This is a genomic window from candidate division Zixibacteria bacterium HGW-Zixibacteria-1 (assembly GCA_002838945.1).
In the GTDB taxonomy this organism is placed as follows: domain Bacteria; phylum Zixibacteria; class MSB-5A5; order GN15; family PGXB01; genus PGXB01.
The window spans coordinates 50,102-62,972 of the sequence record PGXB01000024.1 but is presented as its reverse complement, the minus strand read 5'-3'; the positions used below and the strand labels follow the sequence as shown (position 1 = coordinate 62,972).

General features: G+C 49.1%; 10 protein-coding genes and 1 tRNA gene. 6 read left to right on the top strand and 5 right to left on the bottom strand.

Annotated features, from left to right (window positions below):
* Positions 1-47: 47 nt before the first annotated feature.
* The gene (locus tag CVT49_10200; protein PKK83170.1) at positions 48-695 is read right to left on the bottom strand and encodes a hypothetical protein; all 648 of its coding nucleotides are present in this window, start codon (positions 693-695) and stop codon (positions 48-50) included.
* A 92-nt stretch (positions 696-787) separates the two neighbouring features.
* Positions 788-861, bottom strand: a tRNA-Arg gene (locus CVT49_10195).
* 384 nt (positions 862-1,245) lie between these two features.
* Between CVT49_10195 and CVT49_10190 the strand changes: the two genes are divergently transcribed.
* The 3 genes from CVT49_10190 to CVT49_10180 are packed head-to-tail and all read left to right on the top strand — an operon-like array spanning position 1,246 to position 3,538.
* On the top strand, positions 1,246-2,424 hold the full coding sequence (locus CVT49_10190) for a hypothetical protein (GenBank protein ID PKK83169.1): 1,179 nt from the start codon (positions 1,246-1,248) through the stop codon (positions 2,422-2,424).
* Positions 2,402-2,974: a hypothetical protein gene (locus CVT49_10185; GenBank protein PKK83168.1), complete on the top strand. Its 573-nt coding sequence runs from the start codon at positions 2,402-2,404 to the stop codon at positions 2,972-2,974. The genes CVT49_10190 and CVT49_10185 overlap by 23 nt, the downstream gene beginning before the upstream one ends.
* Before the next feature lie 9 nt (positions 2,975-2,983).
* Positions 2,984-3,538 (top strand): hypothetical protein, encoded by a 555-nt coding sequence (locus tag CVT49_10180; GenBank protein PKK83167.1) that lies wholly within the window; start codon positions 2,984-2,986, stop codon positions 3,536-3,538.
* Between the two features lie 12 nt (positions 3,539-3,550).
* Here the strand turns inward: CVT49_10180 and CVT49_10175 are convergent, their stop codons facing one another.
* Entirely contained in the window at positions 3,551-3,748 is a 198-nt protein-coding gene (locus CVT49_10175) for a hypothetical protein (protein ID PKK83166.1), read from the bottom strand.
* Between the two features lie 593 nt (positions 3,749-4,341).
* Here CVT49_10175 and CVT49_10170 point away from each other — a divergent pair.
* The 3 genes from CVT49_10170 to sixA all read left to right on the top strand — a co-directional run bounded on the left by CVT49_10170 (position 4,342) and on the right by sixA (position 8,585).
* Positions 4,342-6,153, top strand: coding sequence for an antibiotic ABC transporter ATP-binding protein (locus CVT49_10170; GenBank protein ID PKK83165.1), 1,812 nt, complete (start codon positions 4,342-4,344; stop codon positions 6,151-6,153).
* Complete coding sequence (locus CVT49_10165; protein ID PKK83164.1) at positions 6,128-7,942, top strand: hypothetical protein; 1,815 nt, start codon at positions 6,128-6,130, stop codon at positions 7,940-7,942. Before CVT49_10170 ends, CVT49_10165 begins: the two co-directional genes overlap by 26 nt.
* Before the next feature lie 175 nt (positions 7,943-8,117).
* Positions 8,118-8,585, top strand: coding sequence for a phosphohistidine phosphatase SixA (gene sixA / locus CVT49_10160; GenBank protein ID PKK83163.1), 468 nt, complete (start codon positions 8,118-8,120; stop codon positions 8,583-8,585).
* A gap of 44 nt (positions 8,586-8,629) precedes the next feature.
* On the opposite strand, the gene CVT49_10155 is transcribed toward sixA, so the two are convergent.
* Both CVT49_10155 and CVT49_10150 read right to left on the bottom strand, forming a co-directional pair.
* Complete coding sequence (locus tag CVT49_10155) at positions 8,630-10,051, bottom strand: hypothetical protein (protein PKK83162.1); 1,422 nt, start codon at positions 10,049-10,051, stop codon at positions 8,630-8,632.
* A 131-nt stretch (positions 10,052-10,182) separates the two neighbouring features.
* Positions 10,183-12,870 (bottom strand): hypothetical protein, encoded by a 2,688-nt coding sequence (locus CVT49_10150; protein ID PKK83161.1) that lies wholly within the window; start codon positions 12,868-12,870, stop codon positions 10,183-10,185.
* Position 12,871: the final 1 nt, after the last annotated feature.

Genomic DNA, 12,871 nt, shown 5'->3' with positions numbered 1-12,871 from the left:
CAACATCTGAACACCTCCTGTCCTTCGGGACTCAGGATGAGAAAGAATCATAATAATAGTATCCTTTCTCCGTGTCCACTAAATCGGGGGAACTTCACTATTACATCATCAATGATTCGATATAAGGCAAGAAAGAATAATATTCCCCCCCAAATCATTGAAAATCGACCCGAATAGATTATGATATTTTTCATGATTAGCGGCTCCTTATTATTTTGCGCAGCAGATGTCCACATCTGCCGCCCACTTAATCCTTCATAAGTTTTTTTATTAAGAGTTTGTAAGGCAGTTTGAATTTGTTCCGGGGAGAGAACCTGTTTGACTCTTTTTTCCGCTTTAATCATCTTGATCTTATGTGTCGGATTCGGCTTGTCCCAGAGACCTTCTTCCTCGAGGTAGTTAAAGAAGCGGCGATAGACGCGTATTCGGCCGTTGACCGTTTCGTCCGAAACGTTGCCAATCAGCGAGAGCAGGTAGTCTTGAATGCCCTGCTTCGTAATGCTCTCTATGTCGATGCCTTTTGCTTCGAGGTACCGGATGAGATATCCGAGACGCTCTGCATAGACGTTGAGCGTGCGTGGTGCCAAGTTCCTAATCTTGCAGCCGAAGACAAACGCATCGACGTATGTCTTCCAGTTTGATCCCACCTTAAATTCATCGACCAATTCGTAAAGTCGCTTTAGATGATCTTCCATGACTTCTCCTAGTCAGAGGCCCTTTTTGCCTTTTTGGCCTCGTTTTAACGTGGGAGTAATCGCTGGAAGTCGTTGTCCGGTAGTAATTAAAATACCCCCGGCAGGATTCGAACCTGCTACCCTCTGCTTAGAAGGCAGATGCTCTATCCTAATGAGCTACGGGGGCATAGGATTCCCGGGCCCGGCGGCCCGATATATATATATTCTTACGGCGGCAAAGATAATTATTTTAGTCCGGCATGGCAACAGGAAATTATGTTACAAGGGGGATTTTGTCGCCCGACTAACCAATTTATAGTCAGCCGGTTAGACTCTGCAAGATTAAAGCGAATCAGGGATTGCCTATTTCAATATCGAAAATAATGAATTCAGTATTCCCTGATGCTTCGCTTACCACTGTCAGATCATATCTCCCGCCAAGTCGGAACAGGACCTGACACGACGACGCCTTACAACATATATGCGACTTTTTTTATGGTTAAATGATAGGCAAAAGGCGTCTGATAATAAATGATTGATATTTCCTGTAAGGATCGACTATATTAAATATATGGAATTCCAAACGGTCAAATATGCCGCTCTTTGCCTGACTCACAATTGTAATCTGCGCTGTCGCTACTGCTATGCCGGGGATAAGATAAAGAATCGGATGACTTATGAGACCGCCTGCCGGGCGCTGGACTTTTTGCACAGTCAATCGGGCGGGGAATGTATTATCACTTTTTTCGGCGGTGAACCGCTTCTGGAGTTCAATCTTATCAAAAAAATCATCAAGTATTCCAAGGCTGAATACGGTGAGGCGCTCGCCTTCCGGATGAGCACCAATGGCACTTTGCTGGACAAAAAGAAGCTGGAATATCTGGCCGCAAACAAAATCTTTTTCGTACTCAGTATCGATGGCGGTAAAGAGCAGCATGACGCGGTCCGGCATTATGCCGATCAAAGAGGCTCCTACGACATTATCACCAGCAAACTGGCGGATATACTCGCAATCAATCCCTACACTATCGCGGTGTCGGTTATTGTCCCGGAAACGGTGCAATATCTGGCCGAAGGGGTGAAAAGCCTTTTCGAGCACGGATTCAGGTATGTGCTTCAAACCCTCGACTACTCCGCTGTTTGGAAAAAGAAAGATATCGCGGCCCTGAAACGGCAGTACAAAGAAATGGCCGGCTATTATTTCGAGGAGTTGAAAAAAGGGCACAAAATATATTACAGCCCGTTCGACGAGCGGATCAAAACCTGGGCGCAGAAACCATACGGTAAAGGCGATCTGTGCGACCTGGCTAATTCGCAGATCGCCATTGCCGCCTCGGGACAGATTTATCCCTGTGTGCAGTTTGTCGGAAACGATGATGAAAAACAGAGGGACAATGGCATCGGCGATGTTTTCACAGGGTTTGATAAAACGCGACGGGCCTATTATATCGAGCAGAATTATATGGAAAAAGAGACCTGCCGTGAGTGCGCCCTTAACGGGCGCTGCGCAACATATTGCGGCTGTGTTAACTGGCGCGCCACCGGGCAGTTAAATCAAATACCGCCGATTATCTGTGAGCATGAGCGGATGCTGATGCCGATTGTGGACCGGACCGCTTCCCGCCTGTGGAAAAAAAATGTTGAATTATTCCGTCGAAAATTTTATGATAAATCATTCGCTATTTCGTCATATATTGAGGACTGTATGATTTCCCCGGGAGGGACCAATGCTCAGAATAGCCAGGATTGACGGTTACAGGTTGGCGCAATATCCAAAGGAGTTTTACTATAAAAAACCGCTGGGTAAGTTGGAGCTATTGTTGAAATACTCACCAATCGCATTTTCAATTCTGGCGCTGTTTGAGGGGTGCGATTTGGATTGCTCGTCAAAAACCGGCATGCGATTAAATAGAGTCGGCGTTATGGGACCGCCGCCAATGGCTCCGGAATTTATAACAGAAAATGAAGCCAGAGAGGTAATCAATCATATTTTTGAAGAGGAAAATATAAAACTCGAACCTGATTTTGAGATCAATTTTGTCCTGAGTAATGGTGATAGCCGACGACTGGTTCTGGACGGGTTTGATAGCAGACTCGATGTTGGTTATGAATATTTGGGCATTGAAGATCCAGGTGAGATTGATTATCAGGTAAGGGCAGAACTTACCGGTCCCAAAAGAACTGAAAGACCGAATATTTTAATTATTGATCCTCAATCAAAGAGCGAAGATTACCAAATGAAAATCAAACAAACGGTAGAATCCTTTATAGATTCCTTAAAATCGGAAGGGATAATTTAGGTACGAGCCATGCTTAAGCACGAACGAATAGCCAAATATAACCGGGCCAGGTATCCGAAATATTACTTTTACCGCCGGATACCGGCGATGCATGAAAATATCGTCAAATATGGCCTGGGGGCGGCGGTCATCATCACGGCGCTTGAAAACATCGGGTGCATTGGTAACGGAATCGCCGGGCCTCCCCCCATTCCGCCGGGTATGGTGACCGAGAACGAAGCGCGGGAGGTGGTGGATTCGGTTTTCAGTGCGAATGGGATTAATCTTACCGAAGATGTTATCCTCAAGATCGAGACTGCACCCGGCGATTCGGTGGAATTGAGTGTCGATGGCTTCAATGATTCCCTTAAAACGGGATATGAATATATTAGCATCGAGGACAGCATCAGGGACAATGATGAATATACTCCGGAGGTCATATCCCGGCTTAATGAGTTGACCGCTCAAGACGGGCCATATATCAAAACGATTGAACCGGTTTATAAAGACGACGATTATAAGAAGCATCTGGAAACAGTAGTCGGGGAGTTCATCGACACTCTCAAGGCACGGGGAGTGATATAGCATCGAATCCAACTATTTGGTCACCGGCAATTGCCAAAATGCCCAGAAGCAAAGAATTCCCGCACCGAAGAATCCACCCCACGACAGCCAGAATGGTACTGTCCAGGCTCCAAACTGAACTTCCCATCCATAGACCAGCCTCCCCAAGTGGAGTAAGGCCACCAGGCCAAAAATGATGCCTGATATTATTAAATACATATTTCGAGCCATCAGTCCTCCTATTATAGTACAACGATATCTTAACATGAGATGAATTTAATTTAACGCCCGAATATGGCCCGCCGATCACAGGCAGATGTGGCCAATGAAAAGTTTCCTGGTCATTTCATTATCAGCTTATTAAATGGATTCCCGCCGTCGCGGAAATGACATTACGATAGGCTGAGACTTAAAAGGAATTAACGAGCTAGTGATTAGTGAGCTCCTGATTATTCCTCAAATTGACCTTATATCACATTTCCCATTAAAAATCGAGTAAGTCAAATATTTTTCTTGACAAGGTAAAATTATTCTTTATTTTGACGAAACAACTGAAAGGTTTTATCGTAATCGATAAATAATATGAACTAACTCGTCGCAAAAAAGGAACAGCGTTTTGATGAGCATGATTCAACTTACATACAAGCGCGCATTTGCCATTGGGCTTAATGTATGTTTCCGCGGCGGTGGAGGTTCCCCTCGATTGTGAAAAACGTCACAAAGTTTGCAAAAACCCGCCGCACCGGAAAAGGTTCGGCGGGTTTTTTGTTACCTGTTCGGATCGGCAGCAACCCGAATGAACAGTTAAACTTAAAGGTATTACCATGATTGGCGAATTATACGAAGACGAAAAGATAAAGCCGGAAGAGAAAGCGATAAAATCGCGCATGGCTTTCGCCAAATTGCTTCCGCTTCTACGCGTCCACCGGCACGGCCTGCTGGTTTGCCTGTTCCTGTTGACCGGCGGGACACTTCTATCGATTTCCTGGCCGATCCTGCTGAAACGGGCGTTGGATGTTAATATAAAAGACGGCGATTTCAAGGGACTTCTGATTACGGTCGGAGCGATCGGCCTGATACAGTTGACGACGCTGACGCTGCAATATATACAGAGAATCAAGCTGGAGACCATCGGCCAGAATATAATGGTCGATCTCAAGCGAAAACTGTTTAACCATATTTTGTCGCTGGATGTGTCGTTTTTCGACAAGAATCCGGTCGGACGCCTGATGGCGCGGGTGGAATCGGACACCGAATCGCTCAGGATGCTGTTCACCAACACGGTCGTGCTGGTAATCGGTGATTTGATTCTGATAGCCGGCATTTACAGCATCATGTTCTATTACAGTTGGAGACTGGCCTCGATCCTGATAGTGATTGTTCCTGTGGTGGCGACGCTTATGTACATCTTCCAGAAGATCACCACTCCCCGCTTTTTCGAGGTGCGCAAGAAAATGGCCGAGGTTACCGCGAAGCTGGCCGAGTTCCTGCATGGGATGTCGATTATTCAGATATTTCACCGCGGGGCCTATGCCCGCGAGCAGGTTTACCGGGCCAACGAGGCGAAGTTCAAGGATGATGTTTTCGTCAATATCGGCGTATGTATTTTCTTCAACACCGTCTTTTTCTTCCAGTACCTGATGATTGCACTGACTCTGTATTTCGGTGTCAAGTGGGTTCAGTCGGGCACGATAACGGTCGGGACGATCGGCATGTTCATCATCCTGATCTGGCGGACATTCGACCCGATCTGGCGCGCTTCGGAGCAGTTGTCGACAATTCAGAAGGGCATTGCGGGAGCCAGGCGAGTATTCGCGCTGCTCGCAACCGAGCAGGTCATATATGATCCGGCGCAGCCGGTCGAGTGGAAGAAACTCGAAAAGAGTATCCGGTTCGAGAATGTCTGGTTCTCGTACACCGGCGACGAAAACTGGGCGCTGAAGGATGCCAATTTCGAGATCCCGGTCGGCAAACGGATCGCCCTGGCGGGTGTTACCGGCGGCGGCAAGTCCACGGTGATATCACTGTTGCTTCGGTTATACGATCCGCAAAAGGGGCGGATTCTGGTTGACGGCATCGATATTCGCAATATCAGCCGTGATGAACTTCGCCGGCGGTTTGCGCTGGTGCTGCAGGATATAATCCTCTTCCCCGGCGACGTGAAGTCCAATATATCGCTGGAATCGGAAAATATCAGCGAAGAGAGCGTGAAATCAGCCGCGGCCACCGTGCAGGCCGATCAGTTTATCGGGCGGCTGCCCAAGGGTTTCGAGACCGAGGTTTCCGAGAAGGGCGCCAATTTCAGCCGGGGCGAACGGCAGCTGCTTTCGTTTGCGCGGGCTCTGGCGGTTGACCCTGACGTGCTGGTGCTCGATGAGGCCACCAGTTCGGTTGACCCGGAAACCGAGCGGACTATCCAGGAATCGCTCCGGAAACTTATGGCCGGGCGGACCTCGCTGGTGATAGCGCATCGGCTCTCGACGATTCTCGATGTCGATGAGATTCTGGTGATTCGGCGCGGCGAAATTATCGAGCGCGGAACCCATACGGAATTGATTTTAAAAAACGGCTATTATTCAAAACTGTTCCATTTACAGTTCAAAAACAGAAATGGGGTGGTTGTCAATGCTAAGTAAGATAAAATGGTTTTGGAAATATTACAGAGACTATAAATATGTTCTGGCGGTCCTTATCCTGCTGACACCGGTTCAGGCGGCTTTTCAGGTTTCGATACCGAGGCTGATCGAATTCATGGTCGATTATGTAAAGAGCGGCAAAGTATCGGACAATGAAGTGGCGGTATGGCTGAACAATTACGGCCAGACGCTGGGCCTCTCGACGGAGGCGACCTTCATGCTGGCACTTATCTGGATCGGATTCGCCGCCAGCATGCTTTACACTTTCGTGCAGTCGCACCGGGCCTGGATGAATATCAAGCTGGAATGGCTGTTTCGGCAAAATGCCTTCAACGGCATCACCGATAAAGGGCCGGACTTTTTTAACAAGTTCCGGACCGGCGACCTGGTGACGCGTATGACCGATGATGTGGCGGAGAAGTTGTCGTGGTTCGCCTGCTCCGGCATATTCAGGTTTTATGAGGCGGTTATCATGGTAAGTTTTGCGCTGGCCATGATGGTTTCGATCAATCCTAAGCTGACACTGTTGTCGGCTGGACCGCTGCCGATTCTGATATTGATCTTTTTTAAGAGTTCATCGCATCTCGATAAGAGATACGATTTCCTCCAGAAAAAGATATCGGTCCTGAATGATGTGATGGAGGCCTGTTTTTACGGCATTCGGGTCGTCAAGGCCTATGTCAAGGAAAAGGCCCAAAAGGGCAAATTCGACAAAGCGGTGCATGAGCGGCGCGATGCCGAGATTTCCTCGATCAAGGCAACGACAATTGTGGATTCGATATATATGTACATCTGGCAGTTTGGAATTCTGATTGTCCTTCTGTCGGGTGGATATATGGCCATACACTCAAATCTGTCGATGGGGAAACTGGTTGCATTCATATACTATGTCGTATATATGATTTTCCCCATGTTCGACATCGGGCAGTTTCTGGTGAAATCGCGCCAGTCGACGGTTTCGATCAACCGCTTGATGGAACTTGAAAATGTGCCTCCGATGGTGGCGGACAAGGGGACCCTCCCCTGCAACGGTGAAACGAAGGGGGATCTCAGTTTCGAGAAGATTTCTCTGGCGTTTGACGGTTCGGAGCGCAGGATTATCGATGGTGTGTCATTCGATATTAAGGCGGGTCAGACGGTGGCTCTGGTTGGCAAAGTCGGTTCTGGAAAGAGCTGGCTGGCCAATATGATCCCGCGCCTGGTCGATCCGACCGGGGGCGTCATCAGGCTCGATGGTCATGATCTCAGGGAATACCGTCTCGAGGATCTGCGCCGTATAATCGGCTATGTCCCGCAGGAACCGGTCCTGTTCAGTGATACCGTTCGCAACAACATCACTTTCGGCCGCAAAGACATTTCGGATATCCTGCTGGAATGGGCGATCGAGGTGTCGCAGTTGAAAGAAGAGATCGGGACGTTTCCCAAGGGAATCGAAACGCCGATTGGAACGCGCGGGATGTCGATCTCGGGGGGGCAAAAGCAGCGTCTGGCCCTGGCCAGGGCGCTGGTTGGGAAACCGAGAATATTAATTCTCGACGATTGCACCTCGGCGCTGGATTCGCGGACCGAAGCGGCCCTTTGGGACAGGCTTCACGAAGTGATGCCGGATATGACCGCCATTCTGGTCACACATCGCCCGGACACTCTCGAGCAGGCCGACATGATATATGTCATGGAAAATGGCATGATTGCCGAATCAGGAACACATTTTGAACTGGTCGCGCGGGAAGGTCATTACGCCAGGATATATCGTCGTTTTCGGCTCGAAGAGGAAGTGGTCGGGGCCTAGTCAACGGCACTTTAGAAGCCCGGAAGATCATAAATTCCGGGCTTTTTTGATTTTTTCGAGTTTTTCAACTTGCCGTCGCTTAATAATCGGCGAATTTGTGTATTTTTGGTCATTAGAGTTGATAACAATATTCAATATTTATATATTCTATTAGAGAGGATGGAGGATTAGGCGTATGAAATTATATCTAATACAACATGGCGAGGCCAAAACAAAGGAAGAAGATTCGTCGCGTCCGCTGACCGACATCGGCATCGGCAACGTCAGACGGATCGCCTCATATGCCGCAAAACATCTTAATGTCAAACCGCATCAAATTATCCACAGCGGAGCGGCCAGAGCCGAGCAAACGGCGCAGATTTTTATGGAGCATCTTAAGCCGGCCGGCGGCATGAAGGCGCTGGAGTACCTGAGCCCGATGGATGATCCCGAAATCTGGGCCGAGCGGGTTTCCGACATAAAAGATGATCTCATGCTGGTGGGTCATCTGCCCAATATCAAAAGAATAACATCGGTGTTGCTTTGCGGCAATCCCGACAATGCCATTGTAAACTTTCAAAATGGCGGGATTGTCTGCCTATCACGAGAAGAAAGCGGTAACTGGGTTATTTGCTGGGTACTGCTTCCGGACATGATCGATTGATCATCAGGATCAGCCGACCGGATTATTTCAAGTTTGTTTATTGATTAATTACTGCAGGGGGCGGCGCCGCCCTTATAGAGATAATTTATCAAAAATGTAACATCCAGAATATCGCAATTGGAACTGCAATTGCAGTCACAACCCTGCGACGATTGAGGCTCTTCGCCTTCTTTATACAAATAACCTATCAGGAAAGAAATATCCAGAATATTGTAAGATCCGCTGCAATCGGCATCACCATTCAAAGCATCGACTATATTAAGTGCGACATTTTTAAACCAAACCTTCGATAACATGCCAGAATCTTCGACATGAATAGTGAAATTAAAACTGCCCGCAGAGCCCGCGTGGCCATGAATAAAGCCGCTGCTGTCAAGAGTCAGGCCGGCAGGAAAATTTCCGCCGATAACGCCCCATTTATAGGGTGGGACACCATTGACCGCTTCCAGTTGAAAGCCATAATCCTGGCACATGTCGGCCTGGGGCAGTTGGGCCGGGGTCGCGATATTAAAGGACGTATCGATCTCAATCAGGAAAGCCTGCTGCCCGAAATTGCAGTTATCATATCTTATCCAGAAAAAGCCGTCATCCCCCCACCAGCTTCCCCAGCTGTTTTTGCAGCGCCAGGCTCCTTCGCCGTGGCACATATTGTCATCCCAGCCGACGACCAGAATGGCGTGATTGATTTCATCGGTCGGCATCCCGTTGGAATAGCACCCCCCCGAATAATAATAAAAGTCGTTGAAAACCTGAAATGAAACGGCAATGGGGGCGGTCATTATGGCCGTTTTCAGGTAATTTCTCGGTGATGGCACCGAGGTCCATTTGATGACTTTTGCCAGGTCAGGGTAAATGTATTGGGTGCAGGGGATGTCATCATTGGCCAGGTAAGGCATATTTGCTTCGGCAATGGCGCCATGCAGACGAAAATGATTGTACGCAACTTCGGTATAGGAGCCCTCGCAGCCATAGCCGGGAGTGGCGCAGGAAAGGACCGCCTGTTCGGAGAGATCGAGATTGACGCCTCGAAACCGGAAATAACTGGCCTCGAGAGCAGCAGTGGCCGCGAAATCCCAGCAGGAGCCGCAGCCGCCCTGATTGCGAACACCGGTTATAACGCCGGAATCTTCCCAGTTGAAATAGGCTGGAAGACTTTCGGCGGACTTGACAACAAAATCATCGGAAAGATGTTCTTCCCAAATAGCCTGCCAGTTGTCGGGCAACTTAAGGCCCAGCATCTGCTCTCTTTCCTCGGGAGAATATTGCAGGACGACCGGGTTCAGGTCCGCGGTCCAGTCGAGATTTTCACTGGCTATTTTTTGCCGTATTTCGGCCAGTTCTTCTTCGGGCGATTTATCGGCGGCGGCCGCTGGAATAACGCCTAATATCAGAAAGGAAATCAGAAAAGAAAGTGCAAACTTCAAGTATGTCAACTTCATAACATCCATTATCGGCAGGTATTTCATACTGTATATAGTATTATAGACTTAAATCCAATATTGTCAACAAGTTTTATCCGGGGCGGGCATCAGGTCCGCAAGAGACAATAATAAAAAAGGCCGGCGGTCATTACCGCCGGCCAGACTTGAATTAACTATCAATAAGGCCAAACCGTCGGGCAATTGGGCTCAGGACCGCCCCTGTAGATATAAGCAATAAGCGTGACGACATCGAGGATATTAATTGTCAGCGAATTGTTTACGTCGGCCGCCTGGTAAAACACCGGCGGCGGTCCTCCCCGGTATAAGAAGTTTATCAGATAAGAAATATCAAGCAAATTTATACTGCCATTATTATTGACATCGCCGCAGATAAAGGCGCAGACATCACCGATGCCATCACTATCGGAATCGGCCTGATCCTCATTGGCATCAAAATCGCAATTATCGCAGGCGTCGCCGTGGCTGTCAGTATCCGAATTCAATTGATTCTCATTATCCGCATAAGGACAGTTATCGCAGACATCGCCGTGCGAATCATTATCCGAATTTTGCTGGTCCTCATTAGTCGTAGCGGGACAATTATCGCAGGCGTTGCCATAGCTGTCCGCGTCCGAATTCAACTGGTTCTCATTAGCCGCAGTCGGGCAGTTGTCGCAGACATCGCCATGGCTGTCGGAGTCGGAATTCTGCTGATTCTCGTTGGTGACACCGGGGCAGTTGTCGCAGACATCGCCAAAACTGTCCAGGTCGGAATTCTGCTGATTCCCATTGGTTGTCTGAGGGCAGTTGTCGCAGACATCGCCAAAGCTGTCGCCGTCAGAATTCTGCTGGCTGGTATTGGCATTGTCGGGACAGTTGTCGCAGGCATCACCGATCGTATCCTCATCGATATCGGCCTGATCGCTGTTTGAGGTCGTCGGGCAGTTGTCGACGTCGCCGCAAACCCCATCCTCATCGATATCATTGTCGGGATCGCTGGGGCAGGCATCGCAAACGTCGCCGATTTCATCGTCATCGGCATCCGCCTGATCCTGGTTGGTGTTATCGGGGCAATTATCACAGGCATCGCCGAAAGTATCTTCGTCGGAATTCAGCTGGGCCTCGTTGCCGACCAGCGGACAGTTATCGCAGACATTGCCATGGCTGTCATTATCCCAATTTTCCTGATTGGGGTTACCGGCATTGGGACAATTGTCGCAGACATCACCAAGGCCGTCTGTGTCGGCATCTTCCTGGCCCGGATTATAGCCGGTCGGGCAGTTATCCACATCGCCGCAGATGCCGTCGCCGTCGCTATCATTATTGGGATCATTGGGGCAGGTATCGCAGGCATCACCGATACCGTCACCGTCGGCGTCGGCCTGGTCCTGATTGGTGACATCGGGGCAGTTGTCGCAGGCATCGCCATAGGTATCAGCATCGGAATTGACCTGGTTTTCATTGGCCACGGTGGGGCAGTTATCGCAGACGTTGCCATAACTGTCGGCATCCGAATTCTGCTGGTTCTGATTGGCATCGTCGGGGCAGTTGTCGCACAGGTCGCCGACGGTGTCGGTGTCCACATCGGACTGATCGGGATTGGTAACTGTCGGGCAATTGTCGCAGGCGTTTCCATATGCATCGGCATCGGAATTGGCCTGATTTTCATTGGTGACGTTGATGCAGTTATCGCAGAGATCGCCATGACTGTCGGAATCGGAGTTCTGCTGGTTTTCATTATCTATGGTCGGACAGTTATCGCAGGCATCGCCGAAAGCATCATTATCGGAATTTGTCTGGCTGGTATTGGCGTCATCCGGGCAATTATCGCAGGTGTTGCCGATATCATCGGCATCATTATCGGCTTGCGTCGGATTGTAATCAGCGGGGCAGTTGTCGCAGACATCGCCGTGGGTGTCGAAATCGGAATCCGCCTGATTATTATTCGGATCCAGGGGGCAATTGTCACAGGCGCTGCCGAATTGATCGCCATCTGGATTTTCCTGATTGGGATTATAGGTGCTAATGCAGTTGTCACAATCATTTCCGATCCCGTCACCGTCGGAATCCGCCTGAGTTGGATTATAGATAGTCGGGCAGTTATCGACGTCCCCGCAGACGCCGTCGCCATCGGCATCGTTGTCGGCGTCATTGGGACAGACATCGCAGACATCCCCGATATCGTCGCCGTCCGAATCCTGCTGGGTGGGATTGTGATCATAGGGACAATTATCCTGGGCATTATTTATACCATCACAGTCATAGTCATTGGTGCAGCCGATTATCCAGCAGTATGGGCCGTTAAAGGCCTGGTTCGCACCCGGGGGATCAAAAAGCCAGTCATAAGTAGGGTCGGGATGACTCAATGAATCAATACAGAATGTCCCCGCCTCGTTGATCTGAAAGGCAAACTGGATAAAAAGCTGCTCCCCGATATTGGGCGGCCATCCGGTTGTGGAAGCGGTGGTGTGATTGATCGTATCGGGCAGGACTCCATCCCAGCTGAAACCGAACCACCTATTCATGGCATTCCAAAAGGTGCTATAACCATTGAGCATAAGAATTGAGCTGTCATTATAGGAGGTGACAAAAGGAATATCATCGGCGCTGTAGCCCTGCACATTTCGATGAATGATATTCGTAAGACTCTGATCCGGACTGTAAAAGTACAGCGGCATACTATAACCGATTTGATCAATACCGTCATTATTTTCCATGTATAGATCGACGGTAAACGGGGTCCCGACCAGAACAACGCCGGGAGATAATTCTGGTGATGCCTCGGCGCGAAAGGTAATGGCGCCGGCTTGCCCGGCCAGCAGCAGCACCAAGGCAAGGGTCAGAAGCAGGGACAGATTACGCATA

Coding starts and splice junctions, on each gene's coding strand:
- CVT49_10170 (PKK83165.1), top strand. CDS start 4,342: ATGATTGGCGAATTATACGAAGACGAAAAGATAAAGCCGGAAGAGAAA.
- CVT49_10175 (PKK83166.1), bottom strand. CDS start 3,748: ATGGCTCGAAATATGTATTTAATAATATCAGGCATCATTTTTGGCCTG.
- CVT49_10150 (PKK83161.1), bottom strand. CDS start 12,870: ATGCGTAATCTGTCCCTGCTTCTGACCCTTGCCTTGGTGCTGCTGCTG.
- CVT49_10180 (PKK83167.1), top strand. CDS start 2,984: ATGCTTAAGCACGAACGAATAGCCAAATATAACCGGGCCAGGTATCCG.
- CVT49_10155 (PKK83162.1), bottom strand. CDS start 10,051: ATGAAATACCTGCCGATAATGGATGTTATGAAGTTGACATACTTGAAG.
- CVT49_10190 (PKK83169.1), top strand. CDS start 1,246: ATGGAATTCCAAACGGTCAAATATGCCGCTCTTTGCCTGACTCACAAT.
- CVT49_10185 (PKK83168.1), top strand. CDS start 2,402: ATGCTCAGAATAGCCAGGATTGACGGTTACAGGTTGGCGCAATATCCA.
- CVT49_10200 (PKK83170.1), bottom strand. CDS start 695: ATGGAAGATCATCTAAAGCGACTTTACGAATTGGTCGATGAATTTAAG.
- CVT49_10165 (PKK83164.1), top strand. CDS start 6,128: ATGGGGTGGTTGTCAATGCTAAGTAAGATAAAATGGTTTTGGAAATAT.
- sixA (PKK83163.1), top strand. CDS start 8,118: ATGAAATTATATCTAATACAACATGGCGAGGCCAAAACAAAGGAAGAA.